This is a genomic window from Leptospira biflexa serovar Patoc strain 'Patoc 1 (Paris)' (genome assembly GCF_000017685.1).
GTDB lineage: Bacteria > Spirochaetota > Leptospiria > Leptospirales > Leptospiraceae > Leptospira_A > Leptospira_A biflexa.
In genome coordinates, this window is sequence record NC_010602.1 from 1,233,251 (window position 1) to 1,252,500 (window position 19,250).

The 19,250-nt window shown below is 37.9% G+C and carries 15 protein-coding genes and 1 pseudogene (1 of these 16 cut by a window edge); 10 read left to right on the forward strand and 6 right to left on the reverse strand.

The genetic code is table 11. From position 1 onward, the window contains the following. Positions 1 to 19: 19 nt before the first annotated feature. From LEPBI_RS05810 to LEPBI_RS05825, 4 genes are read right to left on the reverse strand one after another with little or no spacing between them, the layout of a single operon-like run. Complete coding sequence (locus LEPBI_RS05810; RefSeq protein WP_012388182.1) at positions 20 to 1,084, reverse strand: sulfate/molybdate ABC transporter ATP-binding protein; 1,065 nt, start codon at positions 1,082 to 1,084, stop codon at positions 20 to 22. 1 nt (position 1,085) lies between these two features. Continuing rightward, positions 1,086 to 1,889: a sulfate ABC transporter permease subunit CysW gene (gene cysW, locus LEPBI_RS05815; protein ID WP_012388183.1), complete on the reverse strand. Its 804-nt coding sequence runs from the start codon at positions 1,887 to 1,889 to the stop codon at positions 1,086 to 1,088. Further along, positions 1,886 to 2,713 (reverse strand): sulfate ABC transporter permease subunit CysT, encoded by an 828-nt coding sequence (gene cysT, locus LEPBI_RS05820; protein WP_041769981.1) that lies wholly within the window; start codon positions 2,711 to 2,713, stop codon positions 1,886 to 1,888. The genes cysW and cysT overlap by 4 nt, the downstream gene beginning before the upstream one ends. A 3-nt stretch (positions 2,714 to 2,716) precedes the next feature. Beyond that, on the reverse strand, positions 2,717 to 3,754 hold the full coding sequence (locus tag LEPBI_RS05825; protein WP_012388185.1) for a sulfate ABC transporter substrate-binding protein: 1,038 nt from the start codon (positions 3,752 to 3,754) through the stop codon (positions 2,717 to 2,719). Positions 3,755 to 3,933: 179 nt separating this feature from the next. On the opposite strand from LEPBI_RS05825, the gene LEPBI_RS05835 reads away from it, so the two are divergent. From LEPBI_RS05835 to LEPBI_RS05865, 7 genes and pseudogenes are all read left to right on the forward strand, one after another. Further along, a complete protein-coding gene (locus LEPBI_RS05835) occupies positions 3,934 to 5,586 on the forward strand; it encodes a flagellar hook-length control protein FliK (protein ID WP_012388186.1) in 1,653 nt (550 codons plus the stop codon). A 29-nt stretch (positions 5,587 to 5,615) separates the two neighbouring features. Further along, positions 5,616 to 6,122, forward strand: a pseudogene (locus LEPBI_RS05840) (flagellar hook capping FlgD N-terminal domain-containing protein); the annotation flags it as partial. Positions 6,123 to 6,238: 116 nt separating this feature from the next. After that, a complete protein-coding gene (gene flgE, locus LEPBI_RS05845; RefSeq protein WP_012388188.1) occupies positions 6,239 to 7,633 on the forward strand; it encodes a flagellar hook protein FlgE in 1,395 nt (464 codons plus the stop codon). A 96-nt stretch (positions 7,634 to 7,729) separates the two neighbouring features. Continuing rightward, positions 7,730 to 10,075 (forward strand): tetratricopeptide repeat protein, encoded by a 2,346-nt coding sequence (locus tag LEPBI_RS05850; RefSeq protein WP_012388189.1) that lies wholly within the window; start codon positions 7,730 to 7,732, stop codon positions 10,073 to 10,075. Next, a complete protein-coding gene (locus LEPBI_RS05855) occupies positions 10,072 to 11,073 on the forward strand; it encodes a hypothetical protein (protein ID WP_012388190.1) in 1,002 nt (333 codons plus the stop codon). The genes LEPBI_RS05850 and LEPBI_RS05855 overlap by 4 nt, the downstream gene beginning before the upstream one ends. Before the next feature lie 45 nt (positions 11,074 to 11,118). Continuing rightward, positions 11,119 to 13,098: an HD family phosphohydrolase gene (locus LEPBI_RS05860; protein WP_041769700.1), complete on the forward strand. Its 1,980-nt coding sequence runs from the start codon at positions 11,119 to 11,121 to the stop codon at positions 13,096 to 13,098. A gap of 71 nt (positions 13,099 to 13,169) precedes the next feature. After that, the gene (locus tag LEPBI_RS05865) at positions 13,170 to 14,006 is read left to right on the forward strand and encodes an enoyl-ACP reductase FabI (protein WP_012388192.1); all 837 of its coding nucleotides are present in this window, start codon (positions 13,170 to 13,172) and stop codon (positions 14,004 to 14,006) included. A gap of 3 nt (positions 14,007 to 14,009) precedes the next feature. Here the strand turns inward: LEPBI_RS05865 and murD are convergent, their stop codons facing one another. Further along, a complete protein-coding gene (murD, locus tag LEPBI_RS05870; RefSeq protein ID WP_012388193.1) occupies positions 14,010 to 15,401 on the reverse strand; it encodes a UDP-N-acetylmuramoyl-L-alanine--D-glutamate ligase in 1,392 nt (463 codons plus the stop codon). Between the two features lie 60 nt (positions 15,402 to 15,461). Between murD and LEPBI_RS05875 the strand changes: the two genes are divergently transcribed. From LEPBI_RS05875 to LEPBI_RS05885, 3 genes are all read left to right on the forward strand, one after another. Next, positions 15,462 to 15,794, forward strand: coding sequence for an STAS domain-containing protein (locus LEPBI_RS05875; protein ID WP_012388194.1), 333 nt, complete (start codon positions 15,462 to 15,464; stop codon positions 15,792 to 15,794). A 9-nt stretch (positions 15,795 to 15,803) separates the two neighbouring features. After that, positions 15,804 to 16,580, forward strand: coding sequence for an indole-3-glycerol-phosphate synthase (locus tag LEPBI_RS05880; protein WP_012388195.1), 777 nt, complete (start codon positions 15,804 to 15,806; stop codon positions 16,578 to 16,580). Positions 16,581 to 16,673: 93 nt separating this feature from the next. Next, positions 16,674 to 18,356: a sensor histidine kinase gene (locus tag LEPBI_RS05885; RefSeq protein WP_012388196.1), complete on the forward strand. Its 1,683-nt coding sequence runs from the start codon at positions 16,674 to 16,676 to the stop codon at positions 18,354 to 18,356. A gap of 22 nt (positions 18,357 to 18,378) precedes the next feature. Here LEPBI_RS05885 and LEPBI_RS05890 read toward each other — a convergent pair whose 3' ends face one another. Continuing rightward, on the reverse strand, positions 18,379 to 19,250 hold the final stretch of the coding sequence (locus LEPBI_RS05890) for an ATP-binding protein (protein WP_012388197.1). The gene runs 1,363 nt beyond the window's last position; only the last 872 of its 2,235 coding nucleotides appear in the window; its start codon lies off the right edge, out of view — the gene reads right to left on this strand; it ends in the stop codon at positions 18,379 to 18,381.

Sequence of the window (19,250 nt, forward strand, 5' to 3'; positions counted from 1 at the left end):
AGTATATTAGCGGAAATTATTAGATAGAGAAGTCTTCTACGTAAACTTTTGCCTTTTTGATCCGCAGGAAAACGGTCTCCCCAGGGAACAAATTCAGATACTTATAGGTTTCCTGTTCAAGGACAGATTCGATGAGAGTCCCTGTATCCACTCGTTTTAACTCCACTCGCACATTCCGGCCCGTCGAATGGATGTATTGGATTTCTGCTGCAATGCCTTGGTCTTTTTCTCTGACGATTTCCACATCATAAGGTCGGACGTAGGCAACGGCATCTGATTCTTTGATGTTTTGGTGTTCGGAGGAGTCTAGGGCAAGGTTTCCTATTTTTGTTTTCCCTTCTTCGATTCTCCCATGGAAAAGGTTCACGTCACCTAAGAAGTGAAAGACGAAGGGAGATTTGGGTTTGTTGTACACTTCGTCAGGACTTCCGACTTGTTCCAATTGCCCTTGGTTTAGGATGACAATCCGGTCACTCACTTCGAGAGCTTCTTCTTGGTCATGGGTCACAAAAACACTGGTGATATGGATCTCATCATGGAGCCTTCGTAACCAATTCCTAAGTTCTTTTCTCACTTTGGCATCGAGTGCACCAAAGGGTTCATCGAGTAATAAAAATTTGGGTTCGATGGCAAGGGCACGAGCAAGTGCTACCCTTTGCCTTTGCCCACCGGAGAGTTCATGTGGGTATCGGTTGTGAAATTTTTCCAATTGGATGAGGGTGAGAAGTTTTGTGATTTTTTCTTGGATTTCTTTTTTAGATGGTCTCGTTTTTTTGGGTCTGACTTCTAAACCAAAGGCAATGTTTTCAGCAATCGTCATATGACGAAAGAGTGCATAGTGTTGGAAAACAAATCCTACTTCACCATTTTGGATTTTGGATGAGGCCAATTGTTCACCCACAAAACTCACCGAACCAGAGCTAGGTTCTTCGAGGCCTGCGATGATTCGTAGTAAGGTTGTTTTTCCAGAACCAGAAGGACCAAGTAAGGCCACAAGTTCTCCATCAGGGATGGTAAGGTTCACATCTTTTAAGGCTGTAAACGATCCAAAAGTTTTATGTACATTTTGTATTTCAATAGGCATGTTATGGTCTCTCGGTTCGTTTTTCCAAAATCAATTTAAAGATGAGGGTTAGAAGTGATAAAAACACTAGTAAGGTGGCACAAGCAAACGCACCAACGGAATCAAATTCATTGTATAACATTTCGATGTATAGGGGAAGGGTTGTGGTTTTACCACGGATGTGACCACTTAAGACAGAAACGGCTCCAAATTCCCCCATAGCTCTTGCATTACAAAGGATGATCCCATATAACAGACCCCATTTGAGATTTGGCAAAATGATTCGCCATAATAATTGTCCAAAACTTGCTCCGAGTAACAATCCTGCTTCTTCTTCTTCACGACCCTGGCTTTGCATGAGTGGGATGAGTTCCCGTGCCACAAATGGAAACGTGATGAACACGGTTGCAATGATGAGTCCTGGAGTATTGAATACAATTTTAATATGATGCTCTGATAGGAAGTCACCAAAGGTACCTTGCCTTCCGAATAACAACAAAAAGATGAGTCCAGATACCACAGGAGATACCGCGAAAGGAGAATCGATAATCGTCACGAGTAAATTTTTCCCTGGAAACGAAAACCGAGTGATGGTGAAGGCCGCAGTGATTCCAAATAAGGTATTTAAGATCACGGATACAACCGAAACCTTGACTGTAAGTCCAATGGCAAAAAGTGCATATTCACTTGTGATGGAGGACCAATACTTATCCAATCCTTCGGAAAAAGCCTCAGAAAAGACTGTATAAATCGGCAAAATTAACAATACAGCAAACAACGTGTATGCGATAATTATCAGTAAGAAGGGAACAAGTTTCAATTTCATGTGAGTTTTTTCGAAGCCCGTTCTTGTAATAAATTAATAAGAAACATAAAGAAAAACGAAGAGAGTAACATCACAATCGCAATGGATGTTGCCTTCTCATATTCGTACTGTTCTAGTTTGGTGACAATGAGTAGGGGCAAAATTTCTGTTTTGCCAGGAAGGTTCCCTGAAATAAAAACGACTGAACCATATTCCCCTATGCTACGTGCAAACGCCATTCCCGTTCCCGCAAGAAGTGACGGCCAAAGTTCAGGTAATAATACTCTCGTAAATGTTTGGAAGGGAGTCGCACCAAGGCAACGAGCACTTTCTTCCAATTCTTTCGGAAGTTCTTCGATCACAGGTTGGACTGTTCTTACCACAAAGGGAAACCCAATGAATACCAGTGCGATCACAATGCCGACTGGTGTATAAGCAATTTGAATCCCCCACTCGGCAAAAAAGGAACCAATGATACCTGTCTCGGAGTAAATTGTCGTCAGTGCAATCCCGGCAACCGCTGTGGGTAAAGTGAAAGGTAGATCTATGAGTGTATCAAAAAATTTTTTGAACGGAAACTGATAACGAACAAGGACCCAAGCAAATAAAAAACCAATGAAGAGGTTCAGTAGGGCAGAAACAAAACCTACAGTGAAACTCAAATACAAAGCAGATCGAATGCGTTCATCGGTAAACACTTCCAGGATTCCAGAGATTCCAATTCCCAAAGAATGGATCAAAAGTCCAAGAAGTGGTATGATGACAATGGCGGACGAATAAAAGACAGTTAATCCTAAACTGATTCCAAAATGGATTTTTTTGTACGGCCGCGTTTTAATTTGCATCATTTATTTGGTTTTGTAGATGGCATCAAATAATCCACCATCTGCAAAATGTTTTTTCTGTGCAGAGTCCCAAGTTTCACCTAAATCGGATAGAGAAAATAATTTTAGATTGGGAAAATCTTTCGCCGTAGATTTAGCAATGGTTGGATCAATGGGACGGAAAAAATGTTTTGCGATGATGGTTTGTCCTTCTTTTGAAAAAAGGAATTCAAGGTATGCACTCGCTTTTTCCAAGTTACCTTTTTCTTTTGCCGTAGTTGTGACAATAGCGACGGGAGTCTCTGCTTTGATGGATTCAGATGGGTAAATGACTTCCAAACTATTTTTTCCAGAGCGTTTTTCTTCATCTAACGCAAGTTTTGCTTCGTTTTCCCAGGTGATGAGAACATCTCCAATCTTACGGTTGACGAAGGTAGTGGTGGATCCTCTGGCACCTGTATCCAGAACAGATGTATTTTTGTATAAGGATTTAATGAATTCGTTTGCTTTCTCATCGGACTTATATTTACGTTTGGCATACCCATAAGCCGCAAGGTAATTCCATCGAGCCCCCCCACTTGTTTTTGGGTTGGGAGTGATCACAGAAATCCCTGGTTTTACGATGTCATCCCAATCTTTGATTTTTTTGGGATTCGATTTCCGAACAAGGAAGATAATTGTAGAGTAATAAGGAATACTTTTATTTGGAAGTTTGGTTTGCCAATTCGATTCAATTAACTTCGATTTGCTGGCAATACTGTCAATGTCATACGTCAGTGCTAGACTGACAACGTCTGCATCGAGGCCATCAATCACCGCACGAGCTTGTTTTCCCGAACCGCCATGAGATTGTTGGATGGTAAACTCGTTTCCCTTTTTCTCCTTCCAATGTTTGAGGAAGGATTTGTTGATTTCTTCATACAATTCCCGGGTTGGATCAAAAGATACATGGAGAAAATTTGGATCTGCAAAAAGAGAAGTGACGATCCCAATTCCCAAAAAAATGGACAATATGACAGAAAATCTCGGTTTAAATTGGAGGAATTGGGTAAAATAATTCATTTCTGCACCTATTTGATCAATAAATCAAACTCATCCTCCAATTTAGTGAATATTTGTCAATGGAAAATCTGCCGAGTTCTCCTTTGGATTTGGATTCTTGACATAAACCAGAAAAGGAAGAAGATAATTCTCTCAAGGAAATCTGGGGAAGTTCGATCCTTAAGGGAGAAGGCACCCCAATGAATGTAAACGTTGACAAACAAAACTTAATTCCTTTTCCGCAAACTGAATTGCGGGTGAATCAACGGGATGGTGCAAATAACAACTACTTTGCGGTCAAAGAAAGTTTTGGAGAGATTTTAGAACGTGAATTCCAAATCCATTCGGACAAACCAAAATCAGCCTCTGATTGGAAACCTCTCCATGCCGACTCAAATTCGAATGAACCCGAAACACTTTCCGTTTCCAATCGAGAAGTCGAAAACCAAACATCACCAATCAATGGCCCAAAAAATCCTGAGACGGAATTTACTTCTAGCCAAAAGTCAAAAGAAGAGTCCACTGAGGAAACTTCAGAAGAAGAAGATTTAGACCGAGAGGCACTTGAATATAGCATTGGGATTTTGTCCAACCATAGCCTTTGGGAAAAACAAAATCTCCCTGCGAATGAAGGGAATGATTCCTTACAAAAGGAAAAAACAATTGCTCTTTCGTTACAGAAATCTGCGGAAAAGAATAATCTGTATGGAAATAAAGAATCCAAAAGTTTTTTAGAAGAAACAAAAAAACTTGCAGAGAATTTTTTGAAAACGGAACTTTTGGAAACCAAACAAAACCTTATTTCAAACAAACAATCGTTTGCTGATAAAATACCAAACAATCTTTTGAGCTTTCCTGGTTCACAAAAGAAGATCCAATCGGAAAAATTGGGTAACGATTCCAATACCAATCCAAACCCAGTTTCGCAGAAACTTGAAAATGTTCCAAGTGGTTTCACTTTAGCGGAATCTTTTTTGCAAAAGGGAAAACAAATCCGGGGTGTAGAGAACGAAAGCCAATCGGAAGGATCTCTTCGTAAACTGGATTCACGAACCAAAACTAATAAAAATCAAAAATCGGAATTTTCATTCACGGATTCATTTACGGAAAAAGAAAATGGAAATGTTTCCATCACTTCTGACAAAATGATTCGTTCTCTTGGTTTGAAAGAAAAAGAATTCCAAAAACAAAATGAAAACAAAAACCAAGTTCTAAACGAAAAACAAAAGATAGAACAAACTTTGGTAAACCAAATTCAAAATGTTTCTTCTTCTAAGATGGGTGAAGAGAATGGAAAGTCCTCTGATGAAAGGGGCACAAAACAGGGATTCAATCTACATTCAGTAGAAAACAAACTCCATACTAAATCAGAAGAAGTAAAAACTCTCGAACGAAATCAAAAACCTAAAGAAAACAATTTGAAACAGAACTTGGATGAACTGATCAAACAAGCAAAGTTTGACATTGTTCAAAATGGAAAATCCAGTGCGGAAATCATCATGAACCCGAAAGAATACGGTCGATTGACTCTTCAGGTTTCTGTGGATGGGGAAAAGGTAGAAGGTCGGATCTTGGTAGAATCGGAAGAACTACAAAAATCACTCCAAAACGAAATCCAAACGATCAAAGAAAATTTAAAAGAATCTGGCCTTGATTTACAAGCGTTAATCATCGATTTATGGGATGATGGAAGCCAACTTGCAGACAGACAAAACCAAAACGAACTTTACCAAACCTTAATGGAAACGGCCAAAAATCGTGGAAAAATGGGTATGTTAGAACAGGAAGAAGGTTTGGACTTAGAAGGAATTCCTTTGCCACAAGATTCCAAAGTATTAGAATTTTTCGCGTAATTGAAACATAAATAAAGATCGAGGACAATATGCCAGACGGAATTCAAGATTTATCCACACAAAATTCAACACGAACCAAATACTTTGAAGGGGATAGAAGTTTTAATATCCGCAAACATTTGGATCAATTGGAAAAAGAAGAAACAAGTGGTTTGAAAGGGATTGAAATCAGAGAAAAACAAAAAGAGTTAGGGAAAGATGATTTTTTGAAACTACTCTTAACTCAACTTTCTCACCAAGATCCAACAAACCCAGTGCAAGACAAAGACTTCATCGCACAGATGGCACAGTTTTCTTCACTTGAACAGATGAAAAATATATCTTCTGGAATTGCCAGAATGGAATCAAAACAAAGTTATTCGGTAGTAGGAAAAATTGTATCGGGTCCAGATTTGGTAACCGGTGAGGATGTCACAGGTCTTGCTGGTGCCATTCTTTTTGATAACGAAGGAAAAACATACGTTAGAGTGAATGGTCGGATGCTTGATGTTTCTAAAATTAATTTAATCTCTGATCCAGAGTTGTTAAAATCGGAAACACAATTCCAACGTCCAACTAACATTCCTGAGATTCCTAATAATACATTAAAAAAACAAGAAGCTTATCAGGATTAATCAAAAAAGGTCGATAAAAAAAGAGAGGATAGTACGTTATGATGAGATCACTTTATTCCGGTGTTTCCGGATTGAAAAACCACCAAGTTAGAATGGATGTTATTGGTAACAACATTTCTAACGTTAACACACATGGATTTAAAACAGAACGTGTAACGTTCCAAGATATGATCTCACAAGAATTGCAAGGTGCTTCTGAACCAAATGAAAGGATTGGGGGAACAAACCCAAAACAAGTTGGTCTTGGATCACTCATTGCTGCCATTGATAAAATCATGACACAAGGTGCTTTACAAACCACAGGTAAAAATACAGACCTAGCCGTTTCTGGTGAAGGGTTTTTTGTTGTGAAAGATGGAGACAAACAATTTTACACTCGTGCTGGTGCCTTCAACGTTGATAAAAATGGATTTTATGTAAACCCAGCAAACGGGCTAAAGGTGCAAGGTTGGAATTCAAGGCTTGATGAGTCAGGGAATAAATACATCAATTCCGCAGGATCATTGGAAGACATTGTGATCCCTCTTTACTCCAAAGAACCTGCTCGTGCCACTCAGAATGTTGACTTTCAATCCAACCTCAATGCTAGTGTTGCTGCAGTTCCACCTGACGCAACAGAAGAAGACATCCAACGTTATATCAATGATCCGGATCCTCGCCAAAGAAGAGGCCATGTAACATCCATTAATGTTTACGACGAACTGGGTAACACTCGCCAAATGGGAGTGGAGTTCTACAAAATGCGTGAAAATGTTTGGAAGATGCGCTTTAAATTAGAAGATGCAAGCCAAGTGTCAGTGGATGTGAATGGAACAGGTGGTGAGAATACGAGTGTTTCTGGTAATACAGAACTAGAAGTTTCTTTCACACCGGATGGAAAGATCATCAGTGTGTCTGACGGTGTTGATTCGCAAACCACAGGAAAACTCAAAGCAGACATTTCTTTCCGCATTCCTGGAAATCCATCGGCGCAAAAATTTAGCCTAAACCTCGGTGAAGCGGGTCTTGTTGGTGGCATTACACAGTTCTCATCCGATTTCACAACAAAAGCAGTGAAACAAGATGGTTACCCAATGGGATATATGGAATCTTTTTCTATCGATAACACAGGGACTGTGACGGGTGTTTTCTCCAATGGGGTGCGCCAACCTCTCGCAAGAGTAGCCCTTGCCAACTTCACAAACCCAGCAGGTCTCAACAAAGAAGGAGACACGATGTATAGTTTTTCACTCAACTCTGGGGAAGCAAACATCGGAGAAGCGGGTAGCCAAGGCCGCGGGAAAATCAATGCGGGGCTTCTTGAGATGTCAAACGTAGACCTTTCTGATCAATTCACAGATATGATTGTGACCCAAAGGGGTTTCCAAGCAAACTCTAGAACCATTGTGACATCAGACCAGATGATCCAAGAAGTACTCGGACTCAAACGATAAGAGTAGAGGGAAAGCGGGGGTAACCCCGTTTTTTCCTTGAGTTCTGCAAAATTCTAAGAAAACTAGGTCAAACTAAACCTTTTAGAATTTTGTCAATTGTCACGTTTTCAAAAAAATACCCTCCTCGTTTTCACTCTTCTTACGGCAATCGCCTATGCTCCGTTATACTATTCGATTAAAAATGTAATCAAAAAAGAATCACTCCCGATTACTTTAGAAACTCCCGAAACTGTTGTTTTTTTTAGTTTGGGAGAGTTTGAACCGAAAGGAGAAACTTTCGATCGAAATACCATTCGCATTTTGAAGGAAATGATCAGTTTCCAATTGGAACAAACTACAGATGCAGTGTATTTGGGTAAACACTCGGAACTTTCATCACCCAAACAAAATCGTTCGGAAATGATTCTTTCTGGAACCATCCAATGGGAAGAAAAAGGGGTGTTATTCACGCCTAAACTCCGTTATGTGGAATCAAAATCAACCGTCGAAGGAAAATCTATCTTTGTTCTTTATGAGGAAAGGGGTTCCCTCGTTCTCAAAATACAAACATCGCTCACAAATTTACTAGATGAAACCATTCGTTTGAACCGTCTTATCAAACGAAATCCCATTTGGTCATTTGTTTCGGAGGGACAAATCCTTTCCGAGTCAGAATTTGTAAAACTATCAGAATATGATCCAAAAGGTAGTATTGAAAACCGAAAGAATTTTTTCCAATCCATCAATTTCAAAACTGATTTCAGCGAATGGCAAAGATATCTTTTACGTTTGGAGAAACATTCGGAAGAAAATCTAAAAGAGGTATGGAAAGAAGTTGGTGGAAATCCATCGCTTAGTTCCTTTCTTTCGTTTACGGTCGCAAAAAAGATTTCCGAATTTTATTTTTATCAAGCTGAATATAGTAAGGCGATTGAATTTGCAAACGCAGCTAGGCGCGAAAAAGAAAAATCCAAACTTGTGTTCCATAGTGAATATGCAGACACATTCTCCTTGATTGGAAAAAGTTTGGTCCTTAATGGCAAAAAGGAAGAAGCTATATTCTATCTCACTTCTGCCAAAAAGATATATGATACCTTAGGATTATCCAAAGATCCTATGGGGATTGAGAATTCCTATTTTTATGGATTGACACTTTATGAAGTATCCCAACTGGAACTTTCCGCTTTCGAACTTTCTGGGTTACAAGGAAACTTAAGTGATATTTACCAAAACATCTATTTGGAATATAATTTAGCACATATTCTCTATCAAATGGGTCGATACGAGGCTACAATTTCCCTACTCAAAGACCAAAAGAAAAAAATATTCGAAACTTCTATCCCCAATTTTGAAATTGCATTACAATCTTTATTATTGTATGGAGCAGCTGAATACCAAATGGGAAACTGGAGTGTTGCCAAATCCATTTGGGAATCCATCGTTTTTGCAAAAACAACATATGCAATCGATGACACATTGGTGTACCGGAGTGCTTTATTTAATTTAAGCATAATTGCTTCACAAAGAAAAAACTCCGAACAAGCTGATTCCTATTACAAACAATATGTGAAACTGACACCCTATGGACAAATCAAACCATTTCCAGCAGATACTCATTTCGAAATTGGCAAACCTATTTATCCATATACTTGGGTACAACCTAGTTCTTCTCTATTTTCTGACTTAGAAGAAAAAACAATTCGTTCTTATACGGGTCGTTATTTATTTCAAACCCAAGATGAAGAAATTCGAGCAAGGACTTACGAAAACCGTTTGGAAGATACAAATTTGTTTTTGGATGATTTATTAAATCCTAATGCCTATCTTTCCAAATCCATGATGATACTCAGGAAATCCTTGTTTGGTGACCTAAAAGTTTTTGAACGTGGAAACCAGGTAGTTTTCTTAGACATCGGCCCTGCACTCAACCATCCAGAATACCCAGGAGTCACTTCACAAGCAGTCGCTAAACATTTCCCAAAAATGGAAGTAGTGTTATGGGAATTACCTGGTGAAGTGGATTTATTTTTAAAAAAAGTAAAACCAGAACTCAAAGAAAAGTTATATGGATTCTCAAATATTCGAATCCTTTCCGCGGATGGTGTGGGTGATTTCCAAACAGAATACAATGATCCGAATCACTGGATCCTTCGCAATCGCCCTATCCCAAATTTGAAACACAAAACGATCATCATACGAGCTGCTAACTCCATTGATATCTATGAACCTTATACCAAAATTTCACCTCATTTTATGAACTTGGGTAAAGAGCTAAAAGAAAATCCGGTTTTGTATTTTTTTAATCGCAGCATTCTCCTCAAACCAAAGGGAAAGGAAAAGTTTATTTTAATTGGAAATCAATCCATCCGCGGTTTTCATCACAATTTCCAAAGTTTAGATCGAAATGGCGAGCCACCGTATTCCATTTTGCCTTTTAGTATCAGCGATGAGGTGATGCCATGATTTCCATTGAAATTGACTTTATCTACTTTTTTGTTTCTTTGTTTTTTTTACATCGATGTTTGGTTTCGGTATCTTCAGAAGAAAATAAAAATTTGTTACTTCTCTATTGGATGGGGACTTCTTTTCTAGGTTTTCTCTTTCTCTTAAGTCTTTCTCGATGGGGGATTATAGGATTTGGATGGGAAACAAAATCATTTTTTCTTGTTTTAACCAAATTTAATTTAATTTTGTTTTTTACTTACCAAACATTGGAAGAGAGAATTTTTTCCTTCCGACGAAGCATTGGATTTTTACTCACTCTTCTTTTGTTTGTTTTTTTTAGTTCATTCTTCTTTTGGATCCAAATATTCCAGACCGAAATCCACGCGGAAGACCAGGCTCTTTTTTTGCCATTCACAATCGCAGTGGGAGCCTTTGTTTGGTCAAGGGAAATGTTTTGGACAAATCCAAATCCAATGGAATCAAAGTTAGGGGAAGGAAAGAACATTCATTTGTCTTTTCTCTTTTTACCTTGTTTTTTATATGTTTTATCTCCGTTTACCACCAACTACGGTTTTGTGGAAATGATAGCATCTGTTCTTTTGGTATCAATCTCGTCACTCGTTGGATTTTTACTGATCTCCCAAATCTTAAAAGTCTCTATCCCAGAGGAAGCAGAAATGGGAGTTTGGGTTGGTACCGTCTCTTTTTCTTCTTCACTTGGCGCAGAGCTTCTGGTAACGATTCCTTTGGCATTTTTTGTAGGAATGTTTGCCCGAGGGATGTATTTCTATTTAGATGGATTGGATTGGTCTCGTTCAGGAAAAAGGGGAGTGGTGGCCTTTTTAATTCCTTCCATTCTTGGAATCTTTTTACCTTTTTTAGTGCGAGAACCAAAGGATTGGGTCCACGCACCCTATGTTCTGTTAGGAGTCCAAGTGTTATATTTTTTGAGTTTTTATCTGGTTTCAAGTTTGGTTTTTGGGGTTCTACTTCTCTTCAAACCAAAGTCAGAGTAAATTTTTGAAAAAACAATCGACAGTGAATTTTTTGCTGTCGATAGTATATCCGTGAGCCAATCTTCGGATTTCAAATACATCATCACGGATGACCCCTTTTTTGAAGGTAAAATTGCCGATTATTCTAAAAAACTAAAAACGAATGTTCTTTCTTTATCGGAACTGCTAACAACGGATTTTGATTCACAAGGAAAAATCATCAAAGTATTATTTTACATCTCGCGATTCGAGTTGGAAAATAAACACAAAGAGATCCATCAATTTTTAAAAGTACATCCAACCATTATGTCGAACATCATCGTTCGTGCACCTATCGACTACACTGGTTATATGGCACTCTCAATCGAGGAAGACTTATTTTTTACCAATGTCCCTGACGATGCACCTTTGGTATTCCTTATCAAAAATTTGATCAATGCCTTTACCAGCTTACAAATGATCGTTGATAAGTTTGAACTTCAAAAACGGATTAATGTCTCTACAAATGAAATTTCGAAATTAACAAAAATTGGAATCAGTCTTGCGAACGAAAAAGATTTCACAAAACTACTCCGTGATATTTTGAATTCTGCTCGTGAAATTTCCAACTCGGATTCAGGGTCATTGTATTTGGTTGAAAAAGATGAAAGAGGTAATCCCAGAAATTTAAGATTTAAAATTTCAGCCTTGGATCTGAATAGTGATGAATTCATTTTACCAATTAATAAAAAAAGTATCGCGGGATACGTTGCATTTACTGGGAAACAATTAAACATCCCGAATGTTTATGAACTTTCAGGAAAGGAAGAATATAAATTCAATAGCGATTTTGATCGAATGAGTAATTATTACTCCAAATCAATGTTAGTGGTTCCAATGAAAGACCACCATGATGAAGTTGTTGGTGTTATCCAACTCATCAATCGCAAAAAAAACTTCCAAACCAAACTTAGTTTAGAAGAGATGAAAACCAATTCAGTATTGGAATATGATAAATATTCGGAAGAATTGGTGATGGCAGTGGCGGGTCAAGCGGCCGTTGCCATCCAAAACAATAATTTGGTTCATGACATCGAAACTTTGTTTGAAGGGTTTGTGACCGCAAGTGTTTCGGCCATTGAATCGAGGGATCCCACTACCTCAGGTCATTCGTTTCGAGTGGCACAATATACAGTGGGTCTTGCTGAATCAGTTAATAGTGTACAAGTAGGCCGATTCAAAGATGTCAATTTTAATGAATCTCAAATCAAAGAAATTCGTTATGCATCATTATTACATGATTTTGGAAAAGTTGGAGTTAGGGAAAAAGTTTTAGTCAAAGCCAAAAAATTGGAAGACTATGAAATGGATCTCATCCGATGGAGATTCCAATTCATTTTAAAAGATGTCGAAGCAAAACTATCTCAAAAGAAAATTGATTACTTAAAAAAACACGGTAACAATGGTTACCCACAATTTGAAAAATCCATCCAATTGGAATATGCCTTAGAAAAAGGAAAATTGGAAGAGATGGTACGTGTCATTACTGATTCCAACGAACCAACCATTTTAGAAGAAGGAAACTCAAACTTTTTAGAAGAAATTTCAAAGATGAGTTACCATACAACTGATGGAAACCAATTGAGTTTACTTTTGCCAAAAGAGTTCGGTTTTTTATCGATCAGACGTGGATCTCTCGATTTTGAAGAAAGAAGGGAAATTGAATCCCACGTTGAACATACATTCCAATTTTTATCCAAAATCCCATGGACACGTGAATTAAAAATGGTTCCAAGCATAGCGCATGGTCACCATGAAAAATTGAATGGTTCTGGTTACCCTCGTGGTTTGTCTGCTGTCGAAATTCCAGTGCAGGCAAAAATGATGGCCATTGCCGATATTTTTGATGCTCTCACGGACCAAGATCGACCTTATAAAAAAGCAGTGCCCTTGGACCGTGCATTTGATATCCTCAAAATGGAAGTGAGGGACCAACACATCGATGGTGACCTTCTCGATCTATTCATTGAAAGTCGTGCTTACGAAAAAATTCAGCACAAACGATAAAAAAAACCTGAAAAAAAGTTCGTCTTTTAAAGCACCTCCGAAACTTCTGTGTCTAAGCACTAGGAGGAGATATGAACCAAACTCTAAAAGGTCGTACTGTGATCATTACTGGCATCACGGATGCGTCTTCACTTGCACTCATCATTGCAAAAGAATGTAAAGACCAAGGTGCCAAACTCATTTGTACAGGTCTTGGCAAAACACCGTTTCACAAAAATTTATCTGAGAATAGTATCAATTTTTTAGATCGAACTTACTCGGATTTCCAAAATACAGTTAAGCAAGAGTTAGGTGAAGATGTGGTTACTTTTCCATTAGATGTTACCATCCAAGAAAGTATCGATTCCTTTGCTGATTTTCTCCTAGAAAAAAAGGAAACCATTCATTCCTTACTTCATTCCATTGCGATGGATAAAACCATTCGCCAAGGAAAAGTAAAACCCATAATGACCGTCTCACGAGAAGAATTTATGGATGCCATGAATGTATCTTCCTTTTCACTCCTTGCTATCGTACAAAGCCTATACAATCGTAACCTCTTAGTGAAAGGAGCATCGATTGTGGCACTCAGTTATTTGGGTGCTGAAAAAGTGGTAATCCACCCTTATAAAAACATTGGTGTCGCCAAAGCGGCGTTAGAGAGACTTGTGAAAGAAATGGCGATGGAGTTAGGGAAAGAAAAGGAGATCCAAGTGAATGCGATACGATTTTCTCCGTACCGTGCAAGTAAAGCAGGTTCTGCCATCGAGGGATTAGAGGAAGCAGAGATTCATTGCCATACCTCTGCACCACTCGGGAATGCACTTGCAAAAGACCTGGCGGAAGAAGTATGTTATTTGTTCCGCCCATCCAATCGGATCACAGGTGAAATTCGTCATGTGGATGGAGGGTATCACATCAGAGGATAAAATTTAAGTAGAGGGTGGTCCAAAGTGTTCCTTAACAAGTGTAACAAAATGGTTCCCACGCTCTTCAAAATTTTTATATAGATCAAAACTAGCCCCTGCCGGTGAAAATAATACCGTCAGGTTTGGCTTCTCATCTAACTTTGCTTCAATTGTTATTTTTAACTCGCTAAAAAGTGTATTTAAGGTATCGAAGAATGTGACTGGCAACCCCGTCTGGTCTAAATCTTTCTGCCAAATTTCTTTTGCGTTTCCAAATACATACAATAGACATTCTAATTCCTTCCATCGATTGATGAATGGAGCAATCGGTTCCTCTTTTGGTATGCCTCCTAATATTAAATACATTGGATCCCCTTTTTGGAATCCAGAAATTCCAGAGAGCATCGAATGTAGGTTTGTCGATTTTGAATCATTGATGAACCGAATGGATTGGTATTGTGGACTCAAATTTTTTGGATCAATCGATTGGAACCTATGAGGCAAACCTTGAAATGTTTCCAATTGTTTTTGGATTTGTTCTGGATCTAGGCCAGCAACTTCTGCCAAAGCAATCGCAAAACATAAATTCATTAAATTGTGTTTTCCCGTTAAGGGAAATCGTGTTGCGTCATAAGTATGTTTTGGTGTGTGGATCAAATTGGGATGTAAACTCACAAAGTAGGTTTCATTGTCTCCAATGGAATGTAGATTGGAAACATTTGGTTTTCTGAATGGAGTGTAGGAAAAAAAAATTGGATTCACAAAACACTGGTGGTCTTTGTCTTCTAGATTCTGGATTTTCCATTTCGCGAGTGCATAGGATTCCATTGTCTTGTGTCTTTCTAAATGGTCGGAGGCAAGATTTAAAATGGCAGATGCCGTTAACTTTAAGTTAGGTGAGTCATCCAGCTGGTAACTTGATAATTCCAATACAACATAGTCTAAATTTTCCAAACAAAATGAAGTGAATGGAACTCCAATGTTTCCTCCCATTTTTGCATTTGGATATTTCTTTTGTAAGAGATGATACGTCAGAGCAGTTGTTGTGGATTTTCCATCTGTTCCTGTGATACCAATGATCGGGCCTTTGTAAAAAATCCTTGCCAATGCGATTTCGCTGAGGACAGGTATTTCATTCTTCCTCGCTGTTTGTAAAATGGAATGGCTGGGGAGGATCCCAGGGCTTTTGATGATACAATCGATTCCATCTAAAACAATTTGTGGCTCATGGTCGGACAAAACATGATGGTAAAGACTGAGGTTTGCTTTTTCTGGAAATCGATCCGCGAGTGTCACCTTTTTGCCTAGTGAGGTAAGGAGTTTGGCTGCGGAATCACCGGAAGCTCCCCCCCCCAGAATGAGGAAGGAGTGGCGATTTTTTAGGTCAGGGAGGTCAGTGCGTGTTTCAGAAAACATTGATTGACACTCCGCTAAAATACGATGATTTTGTAAAATCATATCAGGTTGGGTAAATCGGTGCTGAAACACGAAGTGAAAGACGGAAAACTAGTCGTTTATTTGGAAGGTCGATTAGACGTTTCTGTGGCAAATGAAGTGGAAGAGGGACTTACAGAACTCATTGATTCTTTAGGTCATAGAAAGGTTCTTCTCAACATGAAAGACGTTGAGTATATGTCTTCTTCAGGGTTTCGCGCTTGTATCTCTACTTTACGCAAACTCAATTCAAAAGAAGGATTCCTTAAGATTTCTAATATCAAACCAGCAGTAAAAAGAATCTTTGATGTCATCGAACTGACGTCTTTATTTGATATTTATGATTCTGAAGACGCAGCGTTAAAATCATTTTAACCAATCGACTTGAATCCAATTTTACACAAAATTGTAGAAACAAAACACTCTGAAATCGAATTAAGTCGCGGTAAAACGTTACCCGACCGAAAGATTCCCATTCGCGATTGGAAATCAAACCTCAAAACCAATTCGGTATCGGTGATTGCTGAATGTAAGAAGGGGAGTCCAAGTGCTGGGATATTACGACCAGATTATCATCCTGTAGAAATTGCTAAGCTGTACGAAACTTCAGGAGCTGGAGCAATCTCAGTTCTCACAGACCAATCTTATTTTTTTGGTTCCTTAAACGATTTAGAATCGGTTGCAAATCAAGTTTCTCTCCCCGTCATACGAAAGGATTTCATCTTAGATCCAATTCAGATTGATGAAGCATACGCTTATGGTGCTTCTGCAATCTTACTCATTGTCCGTATCCTGTCTCCATCACTTTTAAAATCATTACATGAACATGCCAACCGATTGGGGCTTGCTGTACTAGTTGAAACTCATAATGAACTCGAAGTGAATCTGGCACTCGATGCAGGTGCCAATACCATCGGTATCAATACACGTGATTTAGATACATTCCAAATTCATAAAAACCTAATTGAAGAAATTGCGCCAAAATTGGATCCATCCATCATTCGAGTGGCAGAATCGGGTATTGAAAGTTATGAGGATTGGCAAAAGTATCGTGGAATGATCGATTCAATGTTAGTTGGAACCTTTTTTATGAAAAGTAAAAATATTCAGCATGATTTTTTTAGTCTCCTAAATGGTTCCAAACCAACCAAAACATCATAATTGATTGTTAAATTTCAGAAAACTTTAAATTTAAAATAATTAAATGTTGTCTTTTTTTTAATCTACGATTCCCTATTTTTTTAAGATTCACTTATGGACTGGAAGTCAATTGTAAAAGGTATCTTCCTATTTTGTGCATATATTGGTTCTGCCAAATTGGGTATGGAATATTTTGCCTTCCATCCTATGAATTTGGCCGTACTTTGGATTCCTTCTGGAATCGGTCTCATTGGATGTTTGTTTTTTGGATACAGGTTCCTTCCTTTTGTTTGGATTGCCAGTTTTATCGCAAACAAAGATGGACTCATCAGTAGCCACAATGGTCTTTCTCCCTTTTTACTTTATCTAAGCATTGTACTAACTGCCTCAGTGGATGCATTTCAATCTGGGTTATCGTATTTTTTTTGGACTCAAAAAATTCGTAAAAACCTCAATTCAACAAAAGACAATTTTTACTTCATCGTCTATGTTTCTTTTTTATCCAGTTTGATCTCAATTATGATCCTTGGGGTCGTTCTCAATTCATTTGGATACTTCCAAAGTTTAAGTTCAAATGATATTTTTAGAACTCTCCTTGTTATCACGTTTGGCGACACTATTGGAATCTTTATCACGGTTCCATTGTTTATGGCATGGAGAAAGTTGCTTTGGAAAGATCTTTCGTTTCGACTTATTTTTTGGACCATGGTTTTTGTCATTTTCCAAGCATTGGTTGTCTATCTATTCCCTTACCTTTTTTTCTTGTCCTTTCTTGTTCTCATATATTTGGGTTATCGTTTTCAAATCCGTGGTGTGACTCTCGGTGTATTTTTTTTATATCTATCCAGTATCATGATGACACGGTTGGGAATAGGTCCCTTTGTCCAACCAAATATTTTTGATTCATATATCTATTTAATATCGTTTTTAAATCCTTATGCCATCCTTGCGGAATTCATCACCTTACAATACCAAAGGTTACTTTCGAATCGATTTGAATTGGAAAAAAAAGTTTATGACCGAACCAAATTACTGAGAACTCAAATTTTTGAAAAAAACCAAGCAATCGAAGCATTACATAATTCAGAAAATTTATTAAGTGAATCTAATCGCACAAAAGATGTTTTTTTTTCCATCATTGCTCATGATTTAAGAAATCCACTTGGTTCGTTTAAACAAATCACTGAGCTATTGTATACAGAATTTGATACGTATTCAGATTCCGAAAAAAAGGAAACAATTTTTGAAATTCAAAAATCCGCATCAAGAGTGTACGGATTATTAGAACAACTTTTGGATTGGGCAAGGACTCAAACTGGAAATATGCCATTTCGTCCCACCGAGATCAATTTACGAACGGTTGTTTCCAAAATCACCGACCAAATGCTTGCGACAATTCAGAAAAAAGGAATTCAATTCTTGGTAGAGATTCCAGAAAAGTTTTCATTTGTTTATGCCGATTCTGAAATGATCCAAGCAGTCCTTAGGAACTTGATTTCCAACTCTATTAAATTCACGAATGAAAATGGTTATATCCAAATATCCGCCTCACATGAAGAAGATGGAGTCCGAATCGAATGTAAAGATAACGGTGTGGGGATGGACAGTTCCGACTTAGAAAAACTGTTTCGTTTGGATGCACAATTGTCTAGGATCGGTCTAGAAGGGGAAAAAGGAACTGGGCTTGGACTCATCCTTTGTCATGAATTCATCAAATTACATGGTGGTGAAATCTGGGCTAAAAGTGAAAAAGGGAAAGGAACAACTGTTAGTTTTCGATTACCTGATCCCGTTTAATACATCCCTAAAAATGGAAATGTCAAACTGATTCATTTTTGATAACGTTTGTTTTGTCAAGGTAAGGCAAATAAACAATGAATTTAGTATTCCCTTTCGTAGAGATCACATCGATGATCCCTTTATGTTTTTCAATGATTTGTTTGGAAATGTAGAGGCCGAGGCCAGTCCCTTGTCCAATTGGTTTTGTTGTAAAAAAAGGATCAAAAATTTTGTCTAAAATTTCTTTTGATACCCCTGGCCCCGAATCTTCAATGCTGACATAGGCAAATGGATTATTTTTTAATACAGTTTGATTGATTTCGATTGTAAGATTTCCTTTTCCATTCATTGATTGGATCGCATTCTGAATCATATTGGTCCAAACTTGATTGAGTTCATCTGGATAACAATTGATGGGAGGTATGTTTACAAAATTTGTTTTTAATTCAACTCCATGTTTTAATGATCCTTGCAAAATTGTAAGGATCTGATGTAAGGAATCCGAGAGTTGGATGGTTTTGATTTCAGCTTTGGGATCGAAATGTGTGAAGTTTTTAAGTGCTTGTGCAATTTTGATCGCGCGGTTCGCAGAAGTTTGAATCGCATTTGTTCCAAGTAAGATATTCACTATTTTTTCTGCGAGTAATACTAAGGATTTTGAATTGTATTGGCTTAATAATTGGATCCAGTCTTGTGGAATTTCCAAAATTCCAAGAGTTACAAATATCTCCGCATATTGATCAGAATATAAGATTTGGTGTTTTTCTAATTCACTGAGGAAGATTCCCTTTTTTTGTCTAAATTCTAAACCGGTTGGTAAACTTTGTTCGGTCATAGCATGTTCTATGAGAGAAAGTACAAAAGGAAAACTTTTTTTAGAAATAGATTCTAATTCGGGAAGTTGTCTAAAAA

What these genes read in the sequence shown, in the direction of transcription:
- LEPBI_RS05810 (WP_012388182.1), bottom strand. Translation starts at nt 1,084, where the DNA reads ATGCCTATTGAAATACAAAATGTACATAAAACTTTTGGATCGTTTACA.
- cysT (WP_041769981.1), bottom strand. Translation starts at nt 2,713, where the DNA reads ATGCAAATTAAAACGCGGCCGTACAAAAAAATCCATTTTGGAATCAGT.
- cysW (WP_012388183.1), bottom strand. Translation starts at nt 1,889, where the DNA reads ATGAAATTGAAACTTGTTCCCTTCTTACTGATAATTATCGCATACACG.
- murD (WP_012388193.1), bottom strand. Translation starts at nt 15,401, where the DNA reads ATGTTTTCTGAAACACGCACTGACCTCCCTGACCTAAAAAATCGCCAC.
- LEPBI_RS05825 (WP_012388185.1), bottom strand. Translation starts at nt 3,754, where the DNA reads ATGAATTATTTTACCCAATTCCTCCAATTTAAACCGAGATTTTCTGTC.
- LEPBI_RS05855 (WP_012388190.1), top strand. Translation starts at nt 10,072, where the DNA reads ATGATTTCCATTGAAATTGACTTTATCTACTTTTTTGTTTCTTTGTTT.
- LEPBI_RS05885 (WP_012388196.1), top strand. Translation starts at nt 16,674, where the DNA reads ATGGACTGGAAGTCAATTGTAAAAGGTATCTTCCTATTTTGTGCATAT.
- LEPBI_RS05835 (WP_012388186.1), top strand. Translation starts at nt 3,934, where the DNA reads ATGAATGTAAACGTTGACAAACAAAACTTAATTCCTTTTCCGCAAACT.
- flgE (WP_012388188.1), top strand. Translation starts at nt 6,239, where the DNA reads ATGATGAGATCACTTTATTCCGGTGTTTCCGGATTGAAAAACCACCAA.
- LEPBI_RS05865 (WP_012388192.1), top strand. Translation starts at nt 13,170, where the DNA reads ATGAACCAAACTCTAAAAGGTCGTACTGTGATCATTACTGGCATCACG.